Source organism: Streptomyces formicae, assembly GCF_002556545.1.
GTDB lineage: Bacteria > Actinomycetota > Actinomycetes > Streptomycetales > Streptomycetaceae > Streptomyces > Streptomyces formicae_A.
This window is the reverse complement of record NZ_CP022685.1, coordinates 5841862-5867311: the sequence shown is the minus strand read 5'-3', so window position 1 is coordinate 5867311 and position 25450 is coordinate 5841862. Positions and strand designations below refer to the sequence as shown.

The 25450-nt window shown below is 72.0% G+C and carries 25 protein-coding genes; 17 read left to right on the top strand and 8 right to left on the bottom strand.

The window, feature by feature from the left end; translation table 11 throughout:
• Positions 1–40 precede the first annotated feature (40 nt).
• Positions 41–1171 carry an adenylate/guanylate cyclase domain-containing protein gene (locus tag KY5_RS25730; protein WP_098244444.1) on the bottom strand — a complete coding sequence of 377 codons (1131 nt, stop codon included), beginning with the start codon at positions 1169–1171 and terminating at the stop codon, positions 41–43.
• Between the two features lie 712 nt (positions 1172–1883).
• Entirely contained in the window at positions 1884–2753 is an 870-nt protein-coding gene (locus KY5_RS25725) for a biotin--[acetyl-CoA-carboxylase] ligase (RefSeq protein WP_098244443.1), read from the bottom strand.
• A 148-nt stretch (positions 2754–2901) separates the two neighbouring features.
• On the opposite strand from KY5_RS25725, the gene KY5_RS25720 reads away from it, so the two are divergent.
• From KY5_RS25720 to KY5_RS25705, 4 genes are all read left to right on the top strand, one after another.
• Positions 2902–4476: an acyl-CoA carboxylase subunit beta gene (locus KY5_RS25720; protein WP_098244442.1), complete on the top strand. Its 1575-nt coding sequence runs from the start codon at positions 2902–2904 to the stop codon at positions 4474–4476.
• 27 nt (positions 4477–4503) lie between these two features.
• Positions 4504–4710, top strand: coding sequence for an acyl-CoA carboxylase subunit epsilon (locus KY5_RS25715; protein ID WP_098244441.1), 207 nt, complete (start codon positions 4504–4506; stop codon positions 4708–4710).
• Positions 4711–4799: 89 nt separating this feature from the next.
• Entirely contained in the window at positions 4800–4928 is a 129-nt protein-coding gene (mmpB, locus tag KY5_RS42970) for a morphogenic membrane protein MmpB (RefSeq protein WP_098244440.1), read from the top strand.
• Between the two features lie 48 nt (positions 4929–4976).
• Positions 4977–5582 carry a Maf family protein gene (locus KY5_RS25705; RefSeq protein WP_098244439.1) on the top strand — a complete coding sequence of 202 codons (606 nt, stop codon included), beginning with the start codon at positions 4977–4979 and terminating at the stop codon, positions 5580–5582.
• A gap of 46 nt (positions 5583–5628) precedes the next feature.
• On the opposite strand, the gene KY5_RS25700 is transcribed toward KY5_RS25705, so the two are convergent.
• Positions 5629–6084, bottom strand: a complete 456-nt coding sequence (locus tag KY5_RS25700) for a hypothetical protein (RefSeq protein WP_234362860.1) — start codon at positions 6082–6084, stop codon at positions 5629–5631.
• Between the two features lie 361 nt (positions 6085–6445).
• On the opposite strand from KY5_RS25700, the gene KY5_RS25695 reads away from it, so the two are divergent.
• The 4 genes from KY5_RS25695 to KY5_RS25680 all read left to right on the top strand — a co-directional run bounded on the left by KY5_RS25695 (position 6446) and on the right by KY5_RS25680 (position 10247).
• Positions 6446–8221, top strand: a complete 1776-nt coding sequence (locus KY5_RS25695; protein WP_098244438.1) for an acetyl/propionyl/methylcrotonyl-CoA carboxylase subunit alpha — start codon at positions 6446–6448, stop codon at positions 8219–8221.
• A gap of 291 nt (positions 8222–8512) precedes the next feature.
• Positions 8513–9379: a hypothetical protein gene (locus tag KY5_RS25690; RefSeq protein WP_098244437.1), complete on the top strand. Its 867-nt coding sequence runs from the start codon at positions 8513–8515 to the stop codon at positions 9377–9379.
• Positions 9380–9381: 2 nt separating this feature from the next.
• Positions 9382–9561 (top strand): hypothetical protein, encoded by a 180-nt coding sequence (locus KY5_RS25685; RefSeq protein ID WP_098244436.1) that lies wholly within the window; start codon positions 9382–9384, stop codon positions 9559–9561.
• Positions 9562–9629: 68 nt separating this feature from the next.
• Positions 9630–10247 (top strand): TetR/AcrR family transcriptional regulator, encoded by a 618-nt coding sequence (locus KY5_RS25680; RefSeq protein WP_098244435.1) that lies wholly within the window; start codon positions 9630–9632, stop codon positions 10245–10247.
• Positions 10248–10327: 80 nt separating this feature from the next.
• On the opposite strand, the gene KY5_RS25675 is transcribed toward KY5_RS25680, so the two are convergent.
• Together KY5_RS25675 and KY5_RS25670 are read right to left on the bottom strand one after the other, a co-directional pair.
• Entirely contained in the window at positions 10328–11299 is a 972-nt protein-coding gene (locus KY5_RS25675; protein ID WP_098244434.1) for a DeoR/GlpR family DNA-binding transcription regulator, read from the bottom strand.
• A 176-nt stretch (positions 11300–11475) separates the two neighbouring features.
• Positions 11476–12924 (bottom strand): NAD(P)H-quinone dehydrogenase, encoded by a 1449-nt coding sequence (locus KY5_RS25670; protein WP_098244433.1) that lies wholly within the window; start codon positions 12922–12924, stop codon positions 11476–11478.
• Between the two features lie 104 nt (positions 12925–13028).
• On the opposite strand from KY5_RS25670, the gene KY5_RS25665 reads away from it, so the two are divergent.
• From KY5_RS25665 to KY5_RS25650, 4 genes are all read left to right on the top strand, one after another.
• Positions 13029–13466: a gamma-glutamylcyclotransferase gene (locus tag KY5_RS25665; protein ID WP_098244432.1), complete on the top strand. Its 438-nt coding sequence runs from the start codon at positions 13029–13031 to the stop codon at positions 13464–13466.
• 113 nt (positions 13467–13579) lie between these two features.
• Complete coding sequence (locus KY5_RS25660; RefSeq protein ID WP_098244431.1) at positions 13580–14404, top strand: purine-nucleoside phosphorylase; 825 nt, start codon at positions 13580–13582, stop codon at positions 14402–14404.
• Between the two features lie 196 nt (positions 14405–14600).
• The gene (locus tag KY5_RS25655; protein WP_098244430.1) at positions 14601–16244 is read left to right on the top strand and encodes a phospho-sugar mutase; all 1644 of its coding nucleotides are present in this window, start codon (positions 14601–14603) and stop codon (positions 16242–16244) included.
• A gap of 128 nt (positions 16245–16372) precedes the next feature.
• Positions 16373–17584 carry a glycosyltransferase family 39 protein gene (locus tag KY5_RS25650; RefSeq protein WP_234362859.1) on the top strand — a complete coding sequence of 404 codons (1212 nt, stop codon included), beginning with the start codon at positions 16373–16375 and terminating at the stop codon, positions 17582–17584.
• A 49-nt stretch (positions 17585–17633) separates the two neighbouring features.
• Here KY5_RS25650 and KY5_RS25645 read toward each other — a convergent pair whose 3' ends face one another.
• Positions 17634–18278, bottom strand: coding sequence for a PH domain-containing protein (locus tag KY5_RS25645; RefSeq protein ID WP_098244429.1), 645 nt, complete (start codon positions 18276–18278; stop codon positions 17634–17636).
• Between the two features lie 328 nt (positions 18279–18606).
• On the opposite strand from KY5_RS25645, the gene deoC reads away from it, so the two are divergent.
• Genes deoC through KY5_RS25630 form a run of 3 tightly spaced genes read left to right on the top strand, consistent with a single transcriptional unit; the run spans position 18607 to position 21865 of the window.
• Complete coding sequence (deoC, locus tag KY5_RS25640) at positions 18607–19545, top strand: deoxyribose-phosphate aldolase (RefSeq protein WP_098244428.1); 939 nt, start codon at positions 18607–18609, stop codon at positions 19543–19545.
• 3 nt (positions 19546–19548) lie between these two features.
• Positions 19549–20988 carry an aldehyde dehydrogenase family protein gene (locus KY5_RS25635; protein ID WP_098244427.1) on the top strand — a complete coding sequence of 480 codons (1440 nt, stop codon included), beginning with the start codon at positions 19549–19551 and terminating at the stop codon, positions 20986–20988.
• On the top strand, positions 20981–21865 hold the full coding sequence (locus KY5_RS25630; protein WP_098244426.1) for an aldehyde dehydrogenase family protein: 885 nt from the start codon (positions 20981–20983) through the stop codon (positions 21863–21865). Before KY5_RS25635 ends, KY5_RS25630 begins: the two co-directional genes overlap by 8 nt.
• Before the next feature lie 154 nt (positions 21866–22019).
• Here the strand turns inward: KY5_RS25630 and KY5_RS25625 are convergent, their stop codons facing one another.
• Positions 22020–22748: a TetR/AcrR family transcriptional regulator gene (locus KY5_RS25625; protein ID WP_098247479.1), complete on the bottom strand. Its 729-nt coding sequence runs from the start codon at positions 22746–22748 to the stop codon at positions 22020–22022.
• 102 nt (positions 22749–22850) lie between these two features.
• Between KY5_RS25625 and KY5_RS25620 the strand changes: the two genes are divergently transcribed.
• Complete coding sequence (locus KY5_RS25620) at positions 22851–23456, top strand: NADPH-dependent FMN reductase (RefSeq protein ID WP_098244425.1); 606 nt, start codon at positions 22851–22853, stop codon at positions 23454–23456.
• A 27-nt stretch (positions 23457–23483) separates the two neighbouring features.
• Positions 23484–25046, top strand: coding sequence for an MDR family MFS transporter (locus KY5_RS25615; RefSeq protein WP_098244424.1), 1563 nt, complete (start codon positions 23484–23486; stop codon positions 25044–25046).
• On the opposite strand, the gene KY5_RS25610 is transcribed toward KY5_RS25615, so the two are convergent.
• Positions 24998–25432 (bottom strand): hypothetical protein, encoded by a 435-nt coding sequence (locus KY5_RS25610; RefSeq protein WP_098244423.1) that lies wholly within the window; start codon positions 25430–25432, stop codon positions 24998–25000. The two genes, KY5_RS25615 and KY5_RS25610, sit on opposite strands and share 49 nt — an antisense overlap.
• Positions 25433–25450: the final 18 nt, after the last annotated feature.

The window sequence follows — 25450 nt, the reverse complement described above, 5'->3', positions numbered from 1 at the left end:
ATCATGTCAGCCGCCCCGACCCCAGTGGAAGGGGCGGCGGTCAGCTCCTGCGGGCGAGCAGCCAGGGCTCGACGACCCCGAGCCCGCGCACCGGCCGCTGCCACATCGGCTGGAGGGCGAAGCGGTAGGTGGGCGGCTCCTCGCCCTCCTTCTCCGCGCGCTCGGCCAGCGCGGCGGCCTCCGCCTCGGAGGCGGGCGCGTCGCCGGTCCGCGTCAGCTCCTCGGCGAAGGCGCCGTCCACGAGGACGGCGTCCCGGGGAGCTATCGACGTGAGCCGGGACGCGAGGTTCACGGTCGTGCCGAAGACGTCGCCCATGCGCGTGGTCACGGTCCCGAAGGCGATGCCGACCCGCAGCTCGGGCATGGTCTCGTCGTTGGCCATGGTCTCGATGAGGCGCAGCGCGATCTCCGCGGCGGTCCCGGCGTCGTCGGCGGCGTACAGGACCTCGTCGCCGAGGGTCTTGATGAGCCGCCCGCCGTGCGCGGCGACCAGGTCGGCGGCGGTGGTCTCGAAGGCCTCGACGAGCTCGCCGAGCTCTTCCTCCTCCATCCGCCGGGTGAGCCGGGTGAAGCCCACGAGGTCGGCGAATCCGACCGCGAGGCGCCGGTCGACCATCTCCTCGTCGTCGGCGGCCTGCACGACTCGGCCCGTGGCGGCGGCGAGCTGGCGCCGCCACACGTAGACGAGGAACTCCTCCAGCTCGGGCAGGAGCAGCTCGACGAGCGGATACGTGACTTCCGTACGGGTCATTCCCGGCTCGGGCGGCTCGGTGAGGCCCTCCAGGAACGAGTCGATCTGCCACTCCGCGAGTCGCGCGGTGGTCTGTCCGGTCGACCGTGCCACCTGTACGGCCATGGCCTCGCTCAGCAGGCCCGCCTCGACGAGGCCGGCGAGGCGCCGCAGGGCGAGTACGTCGGCCTCGGTGAGCGCCTTGGCCTGGCCGATGTCGGGGAAGCCCATGGCTCGCCAGAACCGTGAGGCCAGCTCCATGGAGACGCCCGCGCTGCGGGCTGCCTGGAAGGGGGTGTACCGGCGATCGGCCCCGAGGATCAGCCCCTCGAGCCGGAGAGCGAGGGGGTCCTTCTCAGGATCCTCCGACTTCTCGTCCACTTCGGGGACCCCGGCGCCCACCTCCGGTACCTCGCCGGATCCCGTGTCGTCGACGGTCACGCCTGCTGCCCTTCCGATCTGCCGCGGTCAGGTATCGACCGGCGCCAACTTTACGGCAGGTGTGCCGCAGCTCACTCCCGACTCCCGTGACGTTCCCCTTGACCACCGCCCCGCACCTCCACACCGCCCCTGCCCCCGCCCGCCCGCACCGTGTCTGGCGCCCCCGTTCCCCCCTCGGCAACGGGGGCTGTGCCCACCCGTTCCGCCCTGCGGAACATCTGCCCACAGCGGCGGCGACAGCGGCAGCGGCCCAGCCCAACGGCGAGCGATCACCCCCAGCGCGAGCGGCGCGGCAGCGGAAGCTGGAGCGGCGGCAGCGGCAGTTGGAACGGCGGAAGCGGCAACAGCCCGGCCGCGGCGCGGCAACCCCCACCGGCCCGCGGCCGCCCGCGACCCGAGGGGACGTGGCGGTATGTCCGCCCGGAGCACTGGTTGCCACGTGCCGAGGGGCCCAAACCGTGGCAATGCTCTGGGACGGCGAGGACGGACATACCGCCGCGGCCCCGCCCTACGACGGCGAGAAGACGCTCACCCCACCACCGCAGCCCCGCCCCACGACAGCGAGGGGAGACGCTCACCCCACCACCGCAGCCCCGCCCCACGACAGCGAGGGCAGACGCTCACCCCACCACCGCAGCCCCGCCCCACGACAGCGAGGGCAGACGCTCACCCCACCACCGCAGCCCCGCCCCACGACAGCGAGGGCAGACGCTCACCCCGCCCCCCGCAAATGCACAATGTCCCCCGCCCCCACAGGCTGCTGCACCCCGTCCTCCGTAGCCAGGACGAGCCGACCGTCCCCGTCCACGGCAACCGCCTCCCCCGTGATCGACCGATCCCCCGGCAGCTCGGCCCGCACCGTGCGCCCCAGCGTCGCGCACCCCGCCGCGTACGTCTCCTGGAGCCGGGACGCCCCCGGATCCCCGCCCGCGGCCCGCCAGTCCCCGTACCACTGCTCAAGCGCCCGCAGCACGGCCCGCAGCAACGGATCCCGGTCCGTGCTCACCGCCCCGGCCAGCCCCAACGAGCCCGCGGTCGGGACCGGCAGCTCGTCCTCGCGCAGTGTCACGTTGAGCCCGACGCCCACCACGACACCGCCGCCCCCGTCGACCGCACCACCCGCCCGCTCCGCGAGGATGCCCCCGGCCTTGCGTTCGGCGCCCCCCACAGTCACCAGGAGGTCATTGGGCCACTTGAGTGCGGTGTCCACCCCGGCCGCCCGCGAGAGCCCCGTGGCGACGGCGACACCGGTGAGCAGCGGCAGCCACCCCCACCGCTCGACGGGGACTTCGGCGGGCTTGAGCAGCACGGAGAAGAAGAGACCGGACCGGGCGGGCGCGGACCACTGCCGATCGAGCCGCCCCCGCCCCGCGCTCTGCTCCTCGGCGACGAGGACCGCCCCTTCGGGGAGCTCCCCGGCCCGCCCCACGAGATCGCTGTTGGTGGACCCGGTACTGGCGACCACGTCCAGGGAGGTCCACAGACCGCCCTCACGGACGAGAGCGCGCCGCAGCGAGGCGGCGTTGAGCGGCGGCCTCCCCAGGTCGGACCAGCGATTGCCTTCAGCATCTGACGACGTCATGCAAGCCACCCTAGGTGTGGTAAACGCCGCACTGCCGAACGGTATCGGCGCCGATACGCTACGGGTCAGTAGCAAGCCGCACCGCAGGCCGTCACACGTGCCAGAAGCCGCCAGAAACCCCGATGAGCAGGCAGGGAGCCGCATCCCTATGTCCGAGATCGACATCCACACGACCGCAGGCAAGCTCGCCGATCTGCAGCGCCGCATCGAGGAGGCCAAACACGCGGGTTCGGCGCGAGCGGTCGAGAAGCAGCACGCCAAGGGCAAGTTGACGGCGCGTGAGCGGATCGAGCTGTTGCTCGACGACGAGTCCTTCGTGGAGCTGGACGAGTTCGCGCAGCACCGCTCGACCAACTTCGGTCTTGACCAGAACAGGCCGTACGGCGACGGCGTGGTGACCGGTTACGGCACCGTGGACGGCCGCCCCGTGGCCGTGTTCTCGCAGGACTTCACCGTCTTCGGCGGCGCGCTCGGCGAGGTCTTCGGCCAGAAGATCGTCAAGGTCATGGACTTCGCGCTGAAGACCGGCTGTCCGGTGATCGGCATCAACGACTCCGGCGGCGCCCGCATCCAGGAGGGCGTCATGGCCCTCGGCATGTACGGCGAGATCTTCCGCAGGAACACGCACGCCTCGGGCGTGATCCCGCAGATCTCCCTCGTCGTGGGCCCCTGCGCGGGCGGCGCCGTCTACTCCCCGGCGATCACGGACTTCACGGTGATGGTCGACCAGACGTCGCACATGTTCATCACGGGCCCGGACGTCATCAAGACGGTCACGGGAGAGGACGTCGGCTTCGAGGAGCTCGGCGGCGCCCGCACCCACAACTCCACGTCGGGCGTGGCCCATCACATGGCGGGCGACGAGAAGGACGCGATCGAGTACGTCAAGTCCCTTCTGTCGTACCTGCCTTCGAACAACCTGAGCGACCCCCCGGCCTTCCCCGAGGAGGCGGACCTCGCGCCGACGGACGAGGACCGCGAGCTGGACACGCTCGTCCCGGACAGCGCCAACCAGCCGTACGACATGCACGGCGTGATCGAACACGTCCTGGACGACGCGGAGTTCTTCGAGACGCAGGCACTGTTCGCGCCGAACATCCTCACCGGCTTCGGCCGGATCGAGGGCCGCCCCGTGGGCATCGTCGCCAACCAGCCGACGCAGTTCGCCGGTTGCCTGAACATCGACGCCTCCGAGAAGGGCGCCCGCTTCGTCCGCACCTGCGACGCGTTCAACATCCCGGTCATCACCTTCGTCGACGTGCCGGGCTTCCTGCCGGGCGTCGAGCAGGAGCACACGGGCATCATCCGGCGCGGCGCGAAGCTGATCTACGCGTACGCCGAGGCGACGGTCCCGCTGATCACGATCATCACGCGCAAGGCGTTCGGCGGCGCGTACGACGTGATGGGCTCCAAGCACCTGGGCGCCGACCTCAACCTGGCCTGGCCGACCGCCCAGATCGCGGTGATGGGCGCGCAGGGCGCGGTGAACATCCTGCACCGCCGCACGATCGCCGCGGCCGACGACCAGGAGGCGACGCGGGCCCAGCTGATCCAGGAGTACGAGGACACGCTGCTCAACCCGTACACGGCGGCCGAGCGCGGCTACATCGACGCGGTCATCATGCCGTCGGAGACCCGCGCCCACCTCGTGCGCGGTCTGCGTCAGCTGCGCACGAAGCGGGAATCCCTCCCTCCGAAGAAGCACGGAAACATCCCCCTCTAGCCCCCACCAGTCCCCCACGGAGCGGTCATGATCAAGGTCGTACGGGGCAACCCGACCCCGGAGGAGCTCGCCGCCGCCCTGGCGGTGGTCCAGGCGCGCGCCGCGGCGGTGTCCCACCAGCCGTCCGGCGCGCCCACGCCCCCCGACGCGTGGGCCGACCCCGCGCGCGTGGCCCGGCACCGGCTGCCCGCGCCGGGCCCCACGTCATGGGGCCGCAGCTACTGGCCCGGCTAGAGCTGCCCGCCCGTCTCACCGAGCGGGTCCGGGGAACTTGAGTACGCGTACTCAGGCGCCCCGGCCCCGCCGACCGCACTATCGATTACATGCTGTGGTCGGACCCGGAGAACAACCCGCCCAAGGACATGCGGGACATGCAGGCGAAGATGCGCCGTGCGGGACTCGTCCTTGCCCTGGCCATGGTGGTGGCGATGTTCGTCCTGGGCATCCGCTAGCGCTGCCCGCGCCAGAACCCCACCGCCGCCGCTCGCTACGCTGACCGCATGAGTGATCCGCGCCGCCGCCTCGTGCTCGCCTCCCAGTCCCCCGCCCGCCTCGGGCTGCTCCGCCAGGCGGGCCTCGCCCCCGAGGTCATCGTCAGCGGGGTGGACGAGGACGCGGTCTCCGCGCCGACCCCCGCCGAACTCGCCCTGGCCCTCGCCGAGGCCAAGGCATCGGTGGTCGCCGCGCGCCCCGACGTCAAGGGCGCCCTGGTGATCGGCTGCGACTCGGTGCTCGAACTGGACGGCCAGGCGCTCGGCAAGCCCGCCGACGCCGAGGAGGCGACCGCCCGCTGGAAGTCGATGCGCGGCCGCGCGGGCGTCCTGCAGACGGGCCACTGCGTCTACGACACCGCGTCGGGCCGGTACGCGTCGGGCACGGCGTCGACCGTGGTCCGCTTCGGCGAACCCTCGGACGAGGAGATCGCCGCGTACGTCGCGAGCGGCGAACCGCTGCACGTGGCGGGGGCGTTCACGCTGGACGGCCGCTCGGCCCCGTTCATCGAGGGCATCGAGGGCGACCACGGGAACGTCATCGGCCTCTCCCTGCCGCTGCTGCGCCGCCTGCTCGCGCAACTGGGCGTGGGCATCACGGAGTTGTGGGCCTGACGGGCCCAGGAAGGGCCGACGGGGCCCAGGAAGGGCCCGGAGGGCCTCAGGCGGGCTGCGGGGCGCCGTCCTGCGGCACCTGCCCCTCGCCGCCGCCCTCGTCCTGCCGCGCCTTCTTGTCGTACGCGACGAGCGTCAGGACGAGCAGGCCGAGGACGACCATCATGAACGCGAACGCGGGCCAGCCGACCAGGCCGAGGGAGAACGCGCCGAGCAGCGCTTGCACGACGGCGCAGCTGATCAGGAGCAGGCGGCCGAAGGTGCCGGGGGCGCGGTCGCGGACGGCCGTGCGGATCAGGACGATGCCGCACAGCGCGAGGTAGCCGCCGAAGAGGGCGCCGGCGATCCAGGTCGACACGGTCATCGCGTGCGGGTCGAGACCGGCGAGGGACATGTCCTGGTTGTCGACGACGAGGCCGAGGATCCAGTTGAGCAGCGCGATGCCGACCGCCTCCGCGAAGAGAACGATCGCGCCCACCCAGGCCACCGGTCTGCGCGCCACGGCGCCCCACCCACTTTCCGCTGCTTCCGCTGTTACCCCAAGTACGTTCGAGCCATCGCGAACGCTACTAACGGGTAAACCCGGGGACAAGGGCTGTGTCGAAGGCAAAGAATCATTGGGCCATTCGTAGGGACTCCACAAAGAAAGGCGTCCCGCCGCAGCGCGGACTCACAGAGACCTTGGCCACACCGGAGGGCTAGGCTGCCGGGCAGGAAGCCTGCGTACCGTGGTACGACAAGGGATTTCACGGATCGGGCGAGCCTCGAATCACACTCCGTGTGGGCAAGCTCACCCTTGGGGACGGGTCGTAAGCCCGTGTCGGCTGTCCCTAAACTCGGCTTGTTTCAAGGAGGGAGCCATCGTGCGCAAGGTGCTCATCGCCAACCGTGGCGAAATCGCTGTCCGTGTTGCTCGGGCATGCCGGGACGCGGGGATCGCGAGCGTAGCCGTCTACGCAGATCCCGACCGGGACGCTCTGCACGTACGGGCGGCCGATGAGGCGTTCGCGCTGGGCGGTGACACTCCGGCAACCAGCTACCTGGACATCTCCAAGGTGCTGGCCGCGGCCAAGGACGCGGGGGCGGACGCGATCCACCCCGGCTACGGATTCCTTTCGGAGAACGCCGAGTTCGCGCAGGCCGTCATCGACGCGGGCCTGACCTGGATCGGTCCGCCGCCGCAGGCCATCAGGGACCTGGGCGACAAGGTCGCCGCCCGGCACATCGCGCAGCGCGCGGGTGCCCCGCTGGTCGCGGGCACCCCGGACCCGGTCTCGGGCTCCGACGAGGTCGTGGCCTTCGCCCAGGAGCACGGCCTGCCGATCGCCATCAAGGCGGCGTTCGGCGGCGGCGGCCGCGGCCTGAAGGTCGCCCGCACCCTGGAGGAGGTCCCCGAGCTGTACGACTCCGCGGTGCGCGAGGCGGTGGCCGCCTTCGGCCGCGGCGAGTGCTTCGTGGAGCGCTACCTGGACAAGCCCCGGCACGTGGAGACCCAGTGCCTGGCCGACCAGCACGGCAACGTGGTCGTCGTCTCCACCCGTGACTGCTCGCTGCAGCGCCGCCACCAGAAGCTGGTGGAGGAGGCCCCCGCGCCGTTCCTCTCCGACGCCCAGGTCGAGGAGCTGTACAGCGCCTCCAAGGCGATCCTGAAGGAAGCCGGCTACGTCGGCGCCGGAACCGTCGAGTTCCTCGTCGGCGCGGACGGCACGATCTCCTTCCTGGAGGTCAACACCCGCCTGCAGGTGGAACACCCGGTCACCGAAGAGGTGGCGGGCATCGACCTCGTACGCGAGATGTTCCGCATCGCCGACGGCGAGGAACTGGGCTACGGCGACCCCGAACTGCGCGGCCATTCCTTCGAGTTCCGCATCAACGGCGAGGACCCGGGCCGGGGCTTCCTGCCCGCGCCCGGCACCGTCACCGCCTTCGCGCCGCCCTCGGGCCCCGGTGTCCGCCTGGACGCGGGCGTGGAGTCGGGCTCGGTCATCGGCCCGGCCTGGGACTCGCTCCTGGCCAAGCTGATCGTGACCGGTGCGACGCGCGAGCAGGCGCTGCAGCGTGCGGCGCGCGCCCTGGACGAGTTCACCGTCGAGGGCATGGCCACCGCCATCCCCTTCCACCGCGCAGTGGTCAGGGACCCGGCTTTCGCGCCCGAACTGACCGGCTCCAGCGGCCCGTTCACCATCTTCACGCGGTGGATCGAGACCGAGTTCGTCAACGAGATCCCGGCCTTCGCCGCGCCCGCGGCGGACGCGGAGACCGATGAGGAGCCGGGCCGCGAGACGGTCGTCGTCGAGGTCGGCGGCAAGCGCCTGGAAGTCTCCCTGCCGTCCTCCCTCGGCATGACGATCGCGCGGACCGCGGCGGCGGGCGGCGCCCGCCCCAAGCGGCGCGCGGCCAAGAAGTCCGGCCCCGCCGCCTCCGGCGACACCCTCGCCTCGCCCATGCAGGGCACGATCGTCAAGGTCGCGGTCGAGGAGGGCCAGGAGGTCAACGAGGGCGACCTGATCGTGGTCCTCGAAGCGATGAAGATGGAACAGCCCCTCAACGCCCACCGGTCGGGCACGATCAAGGGCCTCACGGCGGAGGTGGGCGCGAGCCTGACCTCCGGTGCGGTCATCTGTGAGATCAAGGACTGACTCGGCGACGGGGTTCCCCGGGGCTCCGCCCCGGACCCCGCTCCTCAAACGCCGGAGGGGCTGAATATTCGCTCCGCCGGGCCGAATACGTGCCGGGCCGAGCTGAGTGCCGCCGGGCCGAGCTGGAGTAACCAGCTCGGCCCGGCGGCATTTCCAGCCCGTCCGGCGTTTGAGGACGAACTCGGCGGAGCCGGTGACCGGCATCAGCCACGGCGCCGAGGGACATGCAACCGCCCCCACCCCCACCGCGTCCTACCCCCACGTAGAGCCGAAGACCACGGGGGGACTTCAGTGACACGCACGGGGGACGTACTCTGCCTGCCGCCCGCCGCAGGCGCCATCGCGGCCGCCGCCTGGTACGCGGCGAACGCCGACACAGGACAGCACTACGAGGCGGGCCTGATCCTCGGTCTCGCCACGGCCTTGACCGTGGCCCTGCTGCGCCGCTTCACCACACTGCCGCTGGGCCGCCGCCGCCCGTACACCTTCGCCCTGCCCCTACCGGCGCCCGACTGGCGTGCCCCGCTGCCGGATCCACGGGGCGACCCCGAGGCGCTGCGCGGGTACGCCGAGGAGCGCGCCGCGCTCCTGAGCGACGCCTCCGCGCTCGGCGACGCCCTGCGCGACACCTGCACCCTGACGCCGCCCCTGCGCGCGGAACTGTCCTCGTTCGCGACGACCGCGTCGATCCAGGCGAGCAACTCCGTGATCCTGCCCGCCTTCGAGGGACCGGCCAGCCCCGATCCCGCGTACGACGCCGCGCACGCGGTCGGCGAGCTCGTCGCGGGCATCGAGTTCAGCCGCATCGGCATGCGGGCCCTGGAGGCGCTGGTGACCGAGCGGCCGCTGCGCCCCGACCCGCCCTGCTACTTCAACCCGCTGCACGCACGCGGGCACGCGCGCGTGGCGCCACCCGTCGTCCTGGAGACCGCGACGGTGGAGGTCGCCGCCTGCGACGCCTGTGCGCGGGAACCGGCACCGCTGCTGGTGCCGTCGGCGTCGGGGCCCGTGCCGTACTACGAGAGCGACGCCGTGGATCCGCGCTGGCGGCTGCTCGGCTACGGCGCGGTGGTGCCGGACAACGGGGCGACGATGATCGCCACGGCGCACGACGGACTCCGTCCCGGCGCCAAGCGGCAGCGGACGAAGGTGGGTTGACCATGTTCACGGGGGATCTGGCCGCGGGCGTGCTGAGCGGACTCGTCGTAGGCACCTGCGTCACCTATCCGCTGCTGCTCTGGCTGGCGCGGAACCTGCGCGGCGGCACCCTGCCGCCCCGCAGGCGCGAGCGCAGGGCCCGCGCGGAGCTGACCGCCTTCTTCGGCCCCGAGGCGCCCTGACGCCGCCGATCGGCCGGGCCCGGCAGTGGCATCCTTGAGGGACGCGTACGTTCACGAAGGGTGCGGGGATGACGACCGGCACGGGACAGCGGGCGAGAGCGCCGCAGGAGTCCGCGCGCGCCATGCGGGCCGACGCGCGCCGCAACTACGAGCGGCTGCTCGCCGAGGCGCGCACGGCCTTCGCCGAGCACGGCACGGGCGCGTCCCTGGAGGACGTGGCACGCCGCGCGGGCGTCGGCATCGGCACGCTCTACCGGCACTTCCCGAACCGGCACGCGCTGATGAGCGCGGTCTGGGAGGACGCGGTCAGCGACCTGCTCGCGCGCTCGCAGGCCCTGCTCGACGACCCGCAGCCCTGCTCCGCCCTGGTGGCGTGGCTGCGCGCGATCGTCACTCATGCGGGTGAGTACCGCGGCCTGTCGAGCGCCCTCATGTCGGCGTCGCACGACGACAGTTCGGCGCTCTCGCAGTGCAGCAAGCCGATGCGCGAGGCGGGCTCGACGCTGCTCGCCCGCGCCCAGGAGTCGGGGGCCGTACGGCCCGAGGTCTCCATCTCCGACCTGCTCCAGCTGACCAACGCGATCTCACTGGCGGCCGAAGAGACCCCGGACGACCCGGAGTTGGCCGACCGCCTGCTGCTCCTGACCCTGCGGGGCCTGAAGGCGGACGGGCAGCCCACGGCGTAGCCGCCGCCGGGCAGGGCGCATCACCCGCCGTCACGCCCGTCCCGGGCCCGCACCCGCGCCGGCGGGGGCAGGCCCGACGATCAGCGCCGCCGCAGATCGGCGACCCGCGCGGACCGCTCCCCGGGCGGCTGCTCCCCGAGAAGCGCGCTGCGCAGTTGCTGGCCAGGACCCGCCCCGTGGTTGCGACGCTGACCCGGCAGGGGCACGTCCCGGCGCGGCTGGCGCCCCGCCGGGACGGAATCGACACCGGGCCCGGCGTTAGGGCTGGCGGAGCCGCCCGCCACCGCGATCTGCACGCCCTGGTCGGCCAGGGCCTGCAGTTCGGTGGCCGCGCGGTCGTCGTGCGCCGGCGGCTCGTCCGTGACCAGACGGGTGATGACGTCCGTCGGCACCGTCTGGAACATCGTGTCGGTACCGAGCTTGGTGTGGTCGGCGAGGACCACGACCTCGGCCGCCGCCTGGACCAGGGCGCGGTCCACGCTCGCGGAGAGCATGTTGGACGTGGACAGGCCGCGCTCGGCGGTCAGACCACTGCCCGAGAGGAAGGCCCTGGAGACCCGCAGCCCCTGGAGGGACTGCTCGGCCCCGCTGCCCACCAGCGCGTAGTTGGAGCCGCGCAGGGTGCCGCCCGTCATGACGACTTCGACCCTGTTGGCATGCGCCAACGCCTGTGCCACCAGGAGTGAATTGGTGACGACGGTCAGACCGGGTACCCGCGCGAGCCGTCGGGCCAGCTCCTGCGTGGTCGTACCCGCCCCGACGACGATGGCTTCGCCCTCTTCGACGAGTCCCGCCGCGAGATCGGCGATGGCCGTCTTCTCGGCGGTCGCGAGATGTGATTTCTGCGGAAAGCCGGACTCCCGCGTGAATCCGCCCGGCAATACCGCACCGCCATGTCGGCGGTCGAGGAGTCCTTCTGCCTCCAGCGCGCGCACGTCCCGCCGTACGGTCACTTCGGAGGTCTGGACGACGCGGGCGAGCTCACGGAGCGATACCGCTCCGTTGGCTCGCACCATTTCGAGGATCAATTGGCGACGTTCTGCAGCGAACACGAAACTGACAGTAACCCCAACGACCGTCTGCTTTCAGCAGTTTGCGCCGAATTACAGAAGTTGTTCGCACGGCAGGGTGGGAAGTGGTATAGGTGCCTACTCACTCCGAGTATGCCTCGCGAATGCGCGGCAACACTGCGTGACCTGCGAAGAGTTGATTCAGGCCGTCTCTTGGATCAGGCTTCGCCCGCCGTCTTCCGGGTGTGGAGTTGACGCGCGACCTCGGCGATCGACCCCGAAAGCGATGGGTACACGGTGAACGCATTCGCGATCTGCTCGACCGTCAGATTGTTGTCGACCGCGATCGAGATGGGATGGATCAGTTCCGAAGCGCGCGGCGCGACGACCACTCCGCCGACCACGATGCCCGTGCCGGGACGGCAGAAGATCTTGACGAAACCGTCGCGGATGCCCTGCATCTTCGCGCGCGGATTGCGCAGGAGCGGCAGCTTCACCACGCGCGCGTCGATCTTGCCCGCGTCGACGTCGGCCTGGCTGTAGCCGACGGTCGCGATCTCCGGGTCGGTGAAGACGTTGGAGGACACGGTCTTCAGGTTCAGCGGTGTCACCGCGTCGCCGAGGAAGTGGTACATCGCGATGCGCCCCTGCATGGCGGCGACGGAGGCGAGCGCGAAGATCCCGGTCACGTCACCCGCGGCGTAGACGCCGGGGGCGGAGGTCCGCGAGACCTTGTCGGTCCAGATGTGCCCGGAGTCCTTCAGCCTGACCCCGGCCTCCTCCAGGCCCATGCCGCTGCTGTTCGGGATGGCGCCGACGGCCATCAGGCAGTGCGTGCCGGAGATGACGCGGCCGTCGTTGAGCGTGACCTCGACCCGGTCGCCCACCCGCTTGGCGGAGGCGGCACGGGAGCGGGACATGACGTTCATGCCGCGGCGCCGGAAGACGTCCTCCAGGACGGCGGCGGCGTCCGGGTCCTCGCCCGGGAGCACCCGGTCGCGGCTCGACACGAGGGTGACGTTCGACCCGAGCGCCTGGTAGGCACCGGCGAACTCGGCGCCGGTCACGCCCGAGCCGACCACGATGAGTTCCTCGGGCAGCTCATCCAGGTCGTACACCTGGGTCCAGTTCAGGATCCGCTCGCCGTCGGGCTGGGCGTCGGGAACCTCGCGCGGGTGCCCGCCGGTGGCGATGAGCACGGCATCGGCGACGAGGGTCTCCTCGGTGCCGTCGGCGGCGCGCACGACGACCTTCCGGGAGCCGTCGATGTCCTGCTGGCCCTCCAGCCGGCCCCGGCCGCGCAGCACGCGCGCGCCCGCACGCGTGACGGAGGCGGTGATGTCGTGGGACTGGGCGAGCGCGAGGCGCTTCACCCGGCGGTTGACCTTGCCGAGGTCGACGCCGACCACGCGCGCGGGAGAGTCGATGTGCGGAGTGTCGTCCGCGACGATGATCCCCAGCTCCTCGTACGAAGAGTCGAAGGTCGTCATCACCTCGGCCGTGGCGATCAGAGTCTTGGACGGCACGCAGTCGGTGAGCACCGACGCCCCGCCCAGACCGTCGCAATCGACGACGGTCACCTCCGCGCCGAGCTGGGCCGCCACGAGGGCCGCCTCGTATCCGCCGGGTCCGCCACCAATGATCACGATCCGAGTCACGTAACTCATTGTCCCGCACGCTTCAAGCAGGTTCGCCCCGGGGCCCTCCGTCCGTGGCCCCGGCCCTTCTGTTACGGGAGAGGCCCAGGTCTCGCTGCCGTACCCTCGACCACATGTCGCTCTACGCCGCGTACGCCGGCAATCTGGATCCGCGGCTCATGTCACGCCGCGCCCCGCACTCACCGCTGCGCGCGACCGGCTGGCTGAACGGCTGGCGGCTCACGTTCGGCGGGGAGCACATGGGCTGGGAGGGTGCGCTCGCGACGATCGTCGAGGCGCCCCGCTCGCAGATCTTCGTGACGCTCTACGACATCGCCCCCATGGACGAGGACTCCATGGACCGGTGGGAGGGCGTGGGCCTGGACATCTACCGCCGCATGCGGGTCAGGGTGCACACGCTGGAGGGCGAGGAACCGGCGTGGGTGTACGTCCTGAACGGGTACGAGGGGGGTCTTCCCTCGGCGCGTTATCTGGGAGAACTCGCCGACGCGGCGGAGTCCGCGGGAGCGCCGCACGACTACGTCATGGAGCTGCGCAAGCGCCCGTGCTAGCCGGGGGCTCCGGGCTCACCCGCCCCTCTCGTCGGAAACGACAAGACAACGATCGAAATCCCGTGAGCATCGTCATCTACGCGCGTAGGGCGTGACCGGCTACTCTCATCGGCGTGAACGCTTCAGTTATTCCGGACGACATCCAGGGCGACCCCTACGCCGCCGCCGACGCCGCCGCCGCGCGCCTGCGTGAGCTGACGGGCGCCGAGACCCACGACGTAGCCCTCGTGATGGGCTCCGGCTGGGCGCCGGCCGTCGAGGCGCTCGGTGCGCCCGATGCCGAGTTCCCGGTCACCGAGCTGCCCGGCTTCCCGCCGCCGGCCGTCGAGGGCCACGGCGGCCGCATCCGCTCCTTCAAGGTCGGCGACAAGCGCGCGCTGGTCTTCCTGGGCCGCACCCACTACTACGAGGGCCGTGGCGTGGCCGCCGTCTCGCACGGTGTCCGCACCGCCGTGGCCGCGGGCTGCAAGACCATCGTGCTGACCAACGGCTGCGGCGGCCTGCGCGAGGGCATGCGCCCCGGCCAGCCGGTGCTGATCAGCGACCACCTCAACCTCACGGCGACGTCCCCGATCGTCGGCGCGAACTTCGTCGACCTCACGGACCTGTACTCGCCGCGGCTGCGGGCGCTCTGCAAGGAGATCGACCCGACCCTCGAAGAGGGCGTCTACGCGCAGTTCCCCGGCCCGCACTACGAGACCCCCGCCGAGATCCGCATGGCCCGCACGATCGGTGCGGACCTGGTCGGCATGTCCACCGTGCTCGAGGCGATCGCCGCCCGCGAGGCCGGTGCGGAGGTGCTCGGCATCTCCCTGGTCACCAACCTCGCCGCGGGCATGACGGGCGAGCCGCTGAACCACGAGGAGGTGCTCCAGGCGGGCCGCGACAGCGCCACCCGCATGGGCGAGCTCCTCGGCAAGGTCCTCGGCCGCATCTGACCTCGCGGGAACGGCTCCCTAGGCGAGGGGCGGGTGCGTCCCGTGCCCGTCCCTCGGCGACGGGGGCTGTGCCCACCCGTTCCGCCCTGCGGAACATCTGCCCACGGCAGTAGCGACTCGGCCCCCCGGCCCGCGGCCGCGGGCCCCGCACCCCAACGAGACGGCACGAGACCCGCACACGAGAGGCTGAACACACGTGCAGGACCACTCCGAACTCATCGCACGGGCCCAGGCATGGCTCTCCGAGGACCCGGACCCCGAGACCCGCGACGAGCTCGCCAAGCTCATCGACGCCGAGGACACCGACGACCTGGCGGCCCGCTTCGGCGGCACCCTCCAGTTCGGCACCGCGGGGCTCCGCGGTGAACTCGGCGCGGGACCCATGCGCATGAACCGCACCGTGGTCATCCGCGCCGCCGCGGGCCTCGCCGCGTACCTCAAGGCCAAGGGTGAGACCGACGGCCTCGTCGTCATCGGCTACGACGCCCGCCACAAGTCCGCCGACTTCGCCCGCGACACCGCCGCCGTGATGACCGGCGCGGGCCTGAAGGCGGCCGTCCTGCCCCGCCCCCTGCCCACCCCCGTGCTCGCCTTCGCCATACGGCACCTCGGCGCGGTCGCGGGCGTGGAGGTGACCGCCAGCCACAACCCCCCGCGCGACAACGGCTACAAGGTCTACCTCGGCGACGGCTCGCAGATCGTCCCGCCCGCGGACGCGGAGATCGCCGCGCAGATCGACGCGATCGCGAGCCTGCACGACGTGCCCCGCCCCGAGACCGGCTGGGAAACCCTCTCCGAGGACGTCCTGGAGGCCTATCTGGCGCGCACGGACGCCGTCCTGGACCCGGACTCCCCCCGCACCGCCCGCGTCGTCTACACGGCGATGCACGGCGTCGGCAAGGACACCCTCCTCGCGGCGTTCGCGAGGGCGGGATTCCCCGAGCCGACGCTCGTCGCCGAACAGGCCGAGCCCGACCCGGACTTCCCGACGGTCGCGTTCCCCAACCCGGAGGAGCCGGGCGCGATGGACCTGTCCTTCGCGACGGCGGCCCGCACCACCCCGGCCCCCGACCTGGTCATCGCCAACGACCCCGACGCGGACCGCTGCGCCGCGGCCGTCAAGGACGGCGCGGAGTGGCGGATGCTCCGCGGCGACGAGGTGGGGGCGCTGCTCGCCGCGCACCTGGTCGCGCGTGGCGCCCGCGGCACGTTCGCGGAGTCGATCGTGTCCTCGTCCCTGCTCGGCAGGATCGCGGAGAAGGCGGGCCTCGGGTACGAGGAGACCCTGACCGGCTTCAAGTGGATCGCCCGCGTGGACGGCCTGCGCTACGGCTACGAAGAGGCGCTCGGCTACTGCGTGGACCCCGAGGGCGTACGCGACAAGGACGGCATCACGGCGGCGCTGCTGCTCACGGAGCTCGCGTCCGAGCTCAAGGAGCAGGACCGCACCGTCCTCGACCTCCTCGACGACCTGGCCGTGGAGCACGGCCTGCACGCCACCGACCAGCTGTCGGTCCGCGTGGAGGACCTCTCCCTGATCGCGGACGCGATGCGCCGCCTGCGCGAGCAGCCGCCGACGGAACTCGCGGGCCTGCGGGTGACGCGGGCGGAGGACCTGACGCGGGGCACGGACGAGCTGCCGCCCACGGACGGCCTGCGCTACACGCTGGAGGGCGCCCGCGTGATCGTCCGCCCGAGCGGCACGGAGCCGAAGCTCAAGTGCTACCTGGAGGTGGTGGTCCCGGTGTCGGCGAAGCAGGAGCTCCCCGCGGCGCGCGCCAGGGCCACGGAACTCCTCGCCGCGATCAAGCGGGACCTGTCGGCGGCGGCGGGCATCTGACGACACCGCCCCCGGGCCACCCGCGAGAGTGGTTCCACTACGGCAGCTGACGCAGTGATCCGGTGCGCTGCCGGTCCCCCAGGAAGGGTCGACCGGTAGCGCACGATCACGTTCCGGGAGCTGCCGCAGTGCCGTACGGAATCTCCGAGCCCTCGACCGCCGCCCCGTCCCGCGTCCCCGCGTCCAGGCGCCCCCGCACCACCGCACACCCCTCCCCCGCCTTCCGCGCCCGCGCTCTGCGCGCCCTGCGCCACGCCTCCCCCGCGCTCCTCGCGTACGCGGCCGTGCGCACGCTCGGCCTCCTGGTGTTCGGGGCGTGGGCGCACCGCGAGCACCGCGGGATCCGGCACCTGCTGATGGAGTCGTGGGACTGCGACTGGTACCTGAAGATCGCCGAGCACGGCTACGCGCACACGCTCGGCACCCAGTTCGACGCGAACAACCTCGCGTTCTTCCCGCTGCTCCCGTCCCTGATCAGGGCGGGCGACGCCCTCGTGCCCGGCCTGCCGCGCGGGGCCGTGGGCCTGGGGATCGCGCTGGTCTGCTCGTTCGCCGCGGCGTGGGGGATCTTCGCGGTGGGCGACCGGCTGTACGGCCGCAGGGCGGGCGTCGTCCTCGCGGTCCTGTGGGGCAGCCTGCCGGTCGCGCTCGTGCAGTGGATGGGCTACACCGAGTCCCTCTTCACCGCCCTCACGGCGTGGTCGCTGTACGCGGTGCTCACGGGCCGCTGGCTGTGGGCGGGCTCCCTCGCGGCGCTCGCGGGCCTGACGCGCCCCACCGGGGTCGCGCTGGCGGCCGCGGTGTCCGTGGCGGCGCTGCTCTCCCTGCGCCGCGCCCCCTTCGCCCCGCGCCCGCTGCTCGGCGCCCTCATCGCCCCGCTCGGCTGGCTCGCGTACGTCGGGTGGGTGGGCCTGCGCCTGGGCCGCTGGGACGGCTACTTCGCCGTACAGAAGCTGTGGCACAACAAGTGGGACGGGGGCGTGGAGACGCTGCGCCGGATGCACGCGCTGTTCGTGATCGAGCGGCCGCAGCTGTTCCTCGCGATGGTGACGGCGGTGCTGCTCGGCTCGGTGGTCCTCTTCGTGCTCTCGGTGGGCGACCGCCAGCCGCTGCCGCTGCTGGTCTTCACCGGCCTGCTCCTGCTGATCGTCCTCGGCAGCAGCGGCGTCTACTTCCCGAGGGCGCGCTTCCTGCTGCCCGGCTTCCCGCTGCTGCTGCCGATCGCGGTGGCGCTGGCGCGCGCGAGGACGCATGTGCTGGTGACGGCGCTGACGGCGCTCGCCCTCACCTCGGCCGCGTTCGGCGGCCACATGCTCCTGGCATGGCTGGGCCCTCCGTAGCCCCCGCCTACGCCTGTCGACTCTCGCCTGTCGCCTGTCGCCTGTCGCCTCAGGTGACCGCGAGCAGGACGACGAGCAGCACGGCACCCGCCACGGCAGGAGCGAGGATCTCGTACGCCCAGCGCACCACCGGCTCGCCCTGGGCCGACTCGGCGTCGGCCTGGCGCTCGGCGAGTTCGCGGAGGCTGTCCATGGACTGGTCGCCCGAGGAGCGCGTGGGCCGTGTCGTGGGGTCGAGGAAGGGCTTGCCGCTCGTCGGGTCACCGGCCGCGGTGGCCTGCGACTGCCTGCGCGCCGCCTTCTTGCGGCCGCGCAGCGAGACGGGGATCGCCCAGAGCTGGAACTTGGTGCCGTCGTTGGTGAGGACCTCGTTGGAGTATCCGGAGCGGAGCGTGGCGACGGACGCCCACGGCAGCGTGATGCTCCGGAAGGGGTTGCGGACGCGCAGCCGGTCGTCGTTGGCGTAGACGCAGGGCCGCACCGTGTACGCGACGACCAGCGGCACGGCGAGCAGCAGCCCGGCGATCGCGAGCCACGGGGTCCTGCCCTCGCCGCGGATGACGGCGTCGACGCCGAGCCAGGTGCCCAGGGCGAGCAGCAGGACACCACCGGCGATACCGGCCGGGGACCGGTAGGTGCGGTCCTGGTAGGCGGGCTCGGAGGGCTCCGCCACGGGCTTCTGAGGGTCGCTCATACCCTGATTCTGCCTGAAGCCCCTCGCGCCCCCTCAGGGCGCCTTCCGTAGGAGGTACACCTGCGCCTACGCCATGGCCACTCGCGCAGTTCCCCGGGCAGCTCGCGCCGGACGCGGACAGTGGGCCACGGACCAAGGGGCGCGGGGAACTGCGCGAATCCCCGGGTAGCACGCACGGAACGCGGGCAGTGGCCCACGGACCAAGGGGCGCGGGGAACTGCGCGACCGGCCCCGCACGGCACGAGCCAACCGTGCGGACCCACCCCGGAGCGGACCCCCCGGCCCCCTGTACAGCAGCTACGCGCGTAGATATGCTCCCCTCGTGACCATGCCCACTGCATTCGCTGACGTGACCGCGTCCGACAGCACGCTCCGCCGCTTCCTCCACGGGCTGCCCGGCGTCGACGCGGTCGGCCTGGAGGCGCGTGCCGCCTCGCTCGGTACCCGTTCGATCAAGACCACGGCGAAGGCGTACGCCATCGACCTGGCCATCTCGATGATCGACCTGACGACCCTCGAGGGCGCCGACACCCCGGGCAAGGTCCGGGCGCTCGGCGCCAAGGCCGTCCACCCGGACCCCACCGACCGTGACACGCCCCGCACCGCCGCCGTCTGCGTCTATCCGGACATGGTGGCCACCGCCAAGGAGGCCGTCGCGGGCAGCGGTGTGAAGGTCGCTTCCGTGGCCACCGCCTTCCCCGCGGGCCGCGCCGCCATCGACGTGAAGCTCGGCGACGTGCGCGAGGCCGTCGCCGCGGGCGCCGACGAGATCGACATGGTCATCGACCGGGGCGCCTTCCTCTCCGGCGACTACATGACGGTGTTCGAGCAGATCCGCGCCGTGAAGGAGGCCAGCGGCACCGCCCGCCTGAAGGTCATCTTCGAGACCGGCGAACTCTCGACGTACGACAACATCAAGCGCGCCAGCTGGATCGGCATGATCGCGGGCGCCGACTTCATCAAGACCTCGACCGGCAAGGTCGGCGTCAACGCCACCCCGCCCAACACGCTCCTGATGCTGGAGGCCGTCCGCGACTTCCGCGCACAGACGGGCGTGCAGATCGGGGTGAAGCCCGCGGGCGGCATCCGCTCGACCAAGGACGCGGTGAAGTTCCTCGTCCTGGTGAACGAGACGGCGGGCCCCGACTGGCTGGACAACCACTGGTTCCGCTTCGGCGCCTCCTCGCTCCTCAACGACCTGCTGATGCAGCGCCAGAAGCTGGCCACAGGACGCTACTCCGGCCCCGACTACGTGACGGTGGACTGACCCATGACCTCCACTCCCTTCGAGTACGCACCGGCGCCCGAGTCCCGCTCCGTCGTCGACATCGCCCCTTCGTACGGCCTGTTCATCGACGGCGAGTTCACCGAGGCCGCCGACGGCAAGGTCTTCAAGACGGTCTCCCCGTCGACCGAAGAGGTCCTCTCCGAAGTCGCGCGGGCCTCCTCCGAAGACGTCGACCGCGCGGTGAAGGCCGCCCGCAAGGCGTTCGAGAAGTGGTCGGCGCTGCCGGGCGCCGAGCGCGCCAAGTACCTGTTCCGGATCGCCAGGATCATCCAGGAGCGCAGCCGCGAACTGGCCGTCCTGGAGACCCTCGACAACGGAAAGCCCATCAAGGAGACGCGCGACGCCGACCTCCCCCTGGTCGCCGCGCACTTCTTCTACTACGCGGGCTGGGCCGACAAGCTCGACCACGCCGGGTACGGCCCGAACCCGGCGCCGCTCGGCGTCGCGGGCCAGGTCATCCCGTGGAACTTCCCGCTCCTGATGCTGGCCTGGAAGATCGCCCCGGCGCTCGCCACCGGCAACACGGTCGTCCTGAAGCCCGCCGAGACCACTCCCCTGAGCGCCCTGTTCTTCGCGGACATCTGCCGCCAGGCGGGCCTGCCCAAGGGCGTCGTCAACATCCTTCCCGGGTACGGCGACGCGGGCGCGGCCCTGACCGCCCACCCGGACGTGAACAAGGTCGCCTTCACCGGCTCGACCGCCGTCGGCAAGGCCATCGCGCGCCAGGTCGCGGGCACCGACAAGAAGGTCACGCTCGAACTGGGCGGCAAGGGCGCGAACATCGTCTTCGACGACGCCCCCATCGACCAGGCGGTCGAGGGCATCGTCACGGGCATCTTCTTCAACCAGGGCCAGGTCTGCTGCGCGGGCTCGCGCCTCCTCGTCCAGGAGTCGGTCCAGGACGAGGTCCTCGACGCGCTCAAGCGGCGCCTGTCCACCCTGCGCCTCGGCGACCCGCTCGACAAGAACACGGACATCGGCGCGATCAACTCCGCCGAGCAGCTCGCCCGGATCACCGCGCTCGCCGAGACCGGCGAGGCGGAGGGCGCCGAGCGCTGGTCGGCACCGTGCGAACTGCCCTCGTCCGGCTACTGGTTCGCGCCGACGCTCTTCACGAACGTGACGCAGGCGCACACCGTCGCCCGCGACGAGATCTTCGGCCCGGTGCTCTCGGTACTCTCCTTCCGTACGCCGGACGAGGCGGTCGCCAAGGCCAACAACTCGCAGTACGGGCTCTCCGCCGGCATCTGGACGGAGAAGGGTTCGCGCATCCTCGCGGTCGCGAACAAGCTCAGGGCGGGCGTCGTCTGGGCCAACACATTCAACAAGTTCGACCCGACCTCGCCGTTCGGCGGCTACAAGGAGTCGGGCTTCGGCCGCGAGGGCGGCCGACACGGCCTGGAGGCGTACCTCGATGTCTGACCGACTCAGTGTCTTCAAGACCTACAAGCTGTACGTGGGCGGCAAGTTCCCGCGTTCCGAGAGCGGCCGGGTGTACGAGGTGACCGACGCAAAGGGCAAGTGGCTGGCCAACGCGCCGCTGGGGTCCCGCAAGGACGCGCGTGACGCCGTCGTGGCGGCCCGCAAGGCGCAGGGCGGCTGGGCGGGTGCGACCGCGTACAACCGCGGCCAGGTCCTCTACCGCGTCGCCGAGATGCTGGAGGGCCGCCGCGAGCAGTTCGTGCGCGAGGTCGCGGACGCGGAGGGCGTCTCCAAGTCGAAGGCCGCCGCCCAGGTCGACGCGGCGATCGACCGCTGGGTCTGGTACGCGGGCTGGACGGACAAGATCGCCCAGGTCGTCGGCGGCGCCAACCCGGTGGCGGGCCCGTTCTTCAACCTGTCGACGCCGGAGCCGACCGGTGTGGTCACGGTGCTCGCGCCCCAGGAGTCCTCGTTCCTCGGCCTGGTCTCGGTGCTCGCCCCGGTGATCGCCACGGGCAACACGGCCGTCGTGATCGCCTCGGAGAAGGCGCCGCTGCCCGCGCTCTCGCTCGGCGAGGTCCTCGCGACCTCGGACGTCCCGGGTGGCGTGGTCAACATCCTCACCGGCAGGACCGCCGAGATCGCGGCCCCGCTCGCCGCGCACCAGGACGTCAACGCGATCGATCTCACGGGGGCGGACGCGGAGCTGGCCCGCGATCTGGAGATCGCGGCCGCCGACAACCTCAAGCGCGTGCTGCGTCCACAGGCTGTGGACTTCGGGGCCGACCCCGGCACGCACCGCCTGACGGCCTTCCTTGAGACCAAGACGGTCTGGCACCCGACGGGGTCGCTGGGGGCGTCGGGCTCCGCCTACTAGCGCTCCGCGGGGGCGGTCCACTTCCGCGCGCGCGTTGTGGCTGGGCGCGCAGTTCCCCGCGCCCCCACGGGCGCACCTGAACCGCGCCGAAGCCCCGGTCTCCGTCCAGGAGGCCGGGGCTTCGTCATGGGCGCACCCTTCTCGTCCGTCCCGGTCAGATCCCGAGCCGTGCCGCGATCCCGTCGAGCACACAGTCCAGGCCCGACTCGAACGTCCACGCGTCGTCGTCCTTGCGGGTCGCGCTCAGGCCGTAGCGCTCGTAGGTGGGGTAACGACCGGTCTCCATCAGGTAGTTCATCTGCGGCGCGAGGGCTTCGCGCGACTCGTGGCCGCTGCTCCAGCCCTGCTCGTCGCGGTAGCGGCGCAGGACCACCTCGGCCTGGGTGGAGCCCTGCACGTAGGAGTTGACCGTGCGGAAGGCGACCATCATCTGATCGGCGTCGAGGCCGAGCCCGTCCAGGGACGCCAACTGCCGCTCGGCGACGGCCATCCGGCTCGGCGTGAGCGCGTACAGCGGGGTCGGCATGTGCGCGAGCCACGGGTGGTTCAGCATCAACTGCCTGGCCTGCACCGCGAAAGCGCGCAGCGTGTCCCGCCACCCGGTCACGCCGTCGGGCACCACGAGCTCGCCCGTCACCCACTCGACCATCAGGACCGACAGCTCGTACTTGTCGGAGACGTGCCGGTAGGCGGCCATGGGCGCGACGCCGAGTTCGGTGGCGAGGCGGCGCATGGTGACGGCCGGGTACCCCTCGGCATCGGCGATCTCCACCGCGACCGCCGCGATCTTCTGCAGGGTCAGCGCGGTGCGCTGCGTGGACGCGGGGCGCTCGAGCCGATCCCAGAGCGAAGGGTCGAGCGCGCTCTTCTTCTGTGGAGCCATGCGTACACCGTATCTCTTGTAGACGCCGTACACATCGATGTGTACGTTGTACGCGAGAGATACGCCGTACACATTCCAGTCGCACACGTCCAGGGGGCACCCATGTCCGAAACCGCCACGGCCCCGGCCGCGCTCCGCGTCGCCGTCCTCGTCGGCTCCACCCGCGAGGGCCGCTTCGCGCCCGTCGTCACCGAGTGGATCAAGGGGCACATCGACCAGCGCGGCGACATGAGCGTCGACGTCGTCGACCTCGCGAAGACCCCGCTGCCCACCGTCCTGCCCGACTTCGGCCAGGCGCCGCCCGCCGCCACCACGGAGGCCCTCGCGCTGGTCTCGCCGCGCCTGGCGGACGCCGACGCCTTCGTGTTCGTCACCCCCGAGTACAACCACAGCTTCCCGGCCGCCCTGAAGAACGCCATCGACTGGCACAACACGCAGTGGCACGCCAAGCCGATCGGCTTCGTGTCCTACGGCGGCATCTCGGGCGGCCTGCGCGCCGTCGAACAACTCCGCCTCGTCATGGCGGAGTTGAACGCGACGACCATCCGCAACACGGTCAGCCTGCACAACGTCTGGGGCCTGTTCGACGAGGAGCAGGCGATGCGGGACCCGCAGAGCGACGCCGCCGCCAAGTCGATGCTCGACCAGCTCACCTGGTGGGCCCACGCCCTGCGCGACGCCAGGAACGCCCGCCCGTACGCCGCCTGACGTCACGTCACACACATCGGGGAAGCCATGGACCACCGCACGGAAGAAGCACCGCCCCCCTCCCGCCTCGTCATCCTCGGACTGCTGCTCGGCATCATCCTGGCCACGCTCGACGGCACGATCGTCGGCACCGCGCTCCCCACGATCGTCGGCGAACTCGGCGGCCTCGACCACTTCTCCTGGGTGGTGACGGCCTATCTGCTCACCGCCGCCGTCTCCACCCCCCTCTGGGGCAAGGCCGGTGACCTGTACGGCCGCAAGGGCAGCTACCTGGCCTCGATCACGGTCTTCCTCATCGGGTCCGTCCTCTGCGGACTGGCCCAGGACATCGGCCAGTTGATCGCGTTCCGGGCGGTCCAGGGGCTCGGCGCGGGCGGCCTCTTCGTCGGCGCGCTCTCCCTCATCGGAACGCTCCTGCCGCCCGCGCAGGCGGGCCGCTCGCAGTCGATGATCGGCGTGCTGCTGCCCGCGGCCATGATCGGCGGGCCGCTGCTCGGCGGCTTCCTCACCGACCAGCTGGACTGGCGCTGGGTCTTCTACGTCAACGTCCCCGTCGGCGCCGCGGCCCTCCTGATCGTCGGCCTGCTCGTCCGGCTGCCGAGCACCCGCAGCACCGCCCGCGTCGACTACGCGGGCGCCGGGCTCCTGACCGTGGGCATCCTGGCGCTCACCCTGCTGGGGACCTGGGGCGGTACGACGTACGACTGGCTCTCCCCGCAGATCGCGGGCCTCGCCCTGCTCACCGCGGCCGCGCTCGCCGTCTTCGTCCGCGTGGAGCTGCGCGCGCCCGAACCGATCGTCCCCCCAAGGCTGTTCCGGGACCGCAACTTCACGCTCGCCCAAGTGCTCACCTTCCTCGCGGGCGCGGCGATGCTGGGCGCGGCGAGCTATCTGCCGCAGTACATGCAGTTCGTGCGCGGCATGTCGTCCACGCGGAGCGGTCTGCTGCTGCTCCCGCTGATGCTCGGCATGATGGGCGCGCAGCTGTACATCGGGCGCGCGGTGGGCCACGGGGGTGCCTACCGCGCGTACCCGATCGTCGGCGGCGCGGTCGCCACGGCGGGCGCGCTCGCCCTGCTCACGGTCGGCGTGGACACCGCGACCGCGGTGACCTCCGCGCTCACCTTCGTGCTCGGCGCGGGCCTCGGCGCCCTGATGCAACCGGCCCTGCTGATCACCATGAACAGCGCGGAGCCCCGCGACATGGGCGCGGCGAGCGGCACGACCACGCTCCTGCGCACCATCGGCGGTTCGCTGGGCGTCGCCGTGCTCGGCTCGGTCCACACCGGCCGCCTGGCCGACACCCTCACCGACCGGCTCGGCCCCAAGGGCGAGCGCCTCGCGGGCGGCCACCAGGTGACGCCCGCGGCCCTCGGCGACCTGCCGGAACCGGTGCGGGACGCCTTCCGCTCCGGTGTCTCCGGGGGCCTGCACGGCGTCATGGCGGGCACGGCCGCCCTGTGCGCGCTCACGTTCGCGGCGGCCTTGCTGATCCGCGAGGTGCCGCTGCGGTCGGGCACCGAGGCGGCGCCCGAGGCCGCTCAGCCGGGCAGCAGCCCCGTCGCGGGACCGACCACCGGCAGGTCCTGAAGGGCGGCGCCCTCGGTGAGCGGCGCGGTGACGGCCGCCGTGCTGATCGGCTTGAAGTCGGCGATCTGGGTGCCCAGCGAGTTGTCGAGCGGGTCGACGCCGGTGCCGGCCAGCGGGTTGAGCCGCAGGGCCTTGGCGGGGGCGAGGCCGCCCGCCGTCGAACGCCGCACCGCGTCCAGGACCGCCTTCCCCGGCGCCCCCGCGTCGACGTCGCCCACGGGCGTGGCGAATCCGGCCGTCGGAGCGGCCGCGACCGGCTCCGCCGCGCTCGCGTTCGCCGCGCCGCCCGCACCGAGCGCGGCGCCCGCCGCGGTGACGGTCAGGCCCACGCGCAGCAGGGCGCGGACGCCGGGACGCGGGGAGTTGGATGCTGTGTTTCGTGCCATGGGTACCGCCCATATCCG

What these genes read in the sequence shown, in the direction of transcription:
- KY5_RS25685 (WP_098244436.1), top strand. Translation starts at nt 9,382, where the DNA reads ATGTTCACGGGGGATCTGGCCGCGGGCGTGCTGAGCGGACTCGTCGTA.
- KY5_RS25670 (WP_098244433.1), bottom strand. Translation starts at nt 12,924, where the DNA reads ATGAGTTACGTGACTCGGATCGTGATCATTGGTGGCGGACCCGGCGGA.
- KY5_RS25715 (WP_098244441.1), top strand. Translation starts at nt 4,504, where the DNA reads ATGATCAAGGTCGTACGGGGCAACCCGACCCCGGAGGAGCTCGCCGCC.
- KY5_RS25615 (WP_098244424.1), top strand. Translation starts at nt 23,484, where the DNA reads ATGGACCACCGCACGGAAGAAGCACCGCCCCCCTCCCGCCTCGTCATC.
- KY5_RS25705 (WP_098244439.1), top strand. Translation starts at nt 4,977, where the DNA reads ATGAGTGATCCGCGCCGCCGCCTCGTGCTCGCCTCCCAGTCCCCCGCC.
- KY5_RS25720 (WP_098244442.1), top strand. Translation starts at nt 2,902, where the DNA reads ATGTCCGAGATCGACATCCACACGACCGCAGGCAAGCTCGCCGATCTG.
- KY5_RS25630 (WP_098244426.1), top strand. Translation starts at nt 20,981, where the DNA reads ATGTCTGACCGACTCAGTGTCTTCAAGACCTACAAGCTGTACGTGGGC.
- mmpB (WP_098244440.1), top strand. Translation starts at nt 4,800, where the DNA reads ATGCTGTGGTCGGACCCGGAGAACAACCCGCCCAAGGACATGCGGGAC.
- deoC (WP_098244428.1), top strand. Translation starts at nt 18,607, where the DNA reads ATGCCCACTGCATTCGCTGACGTGACCGCGTCCGACAGCACGCTCCGC.
- KY5_RS25725 (WP_098244443.1), bottom strand. Translation starts at nt 2,753, where the DNA reads ATGACGTCGTCAGATGCTGAAGGCAATCGCTGGTCCGACCTGGGGAGG.
- KY5_RS25665 (WP_098244432.1), top strand. Translation starts at nt 13,029, where the DNA reads ATGTCGCTCTACGCCGCGTACGCCGGCAATCTGGATCCGCGGCTCATG.
- KY5_RS25620 (WP_098244425.1), top strand. Translation starts at nt 22,851, where the DNA reads ATGTCCGAAACCGCCACGGCCCCGGCCGCGCTCCGCGTCGCCGTCCTC.
- KY5_RS25635 (WP_098244427.1), top strand. Translation starts at nt 19,549, where the DNA reads ATGACCTCCACTCCCTTCGAGTACGCACCGGCGCCCGAGTCCCGCTCC.
- KY5_RS25680 (WP_098244435.1), top strand. Translation starts at nt 9,630, where the DNA reads ATGACGACCGGCACGGGACAGCGGGCGAGAGCGCCGCAGGAGTCCGCG.
- KY5_RS25625 (WP_098247479.1), bottom strand. Translation starts at nt 22,748, where the DNA reads ATGGCTCCACAGAAGAAGAGCGCGCTCGACCCTTCGCTCTGGGATCGG.
- KY5_RS25610 (WP_098244423.1), bottom strand. Translation starts at nt 25,432, where the DNA reads ATGGCACGAAACACAGCATCCAACTCCCCGCGTCCCGGCGTCCGCGCC.
- KY5_RS25645 (WP_098244429.1), bottom strand. Translation starts at nt 18,278, where the DNA reads ATGAGCGACCCTCAGAAGCCCGTGGCGGAGCCCTCCGAGCCCGCCTAC.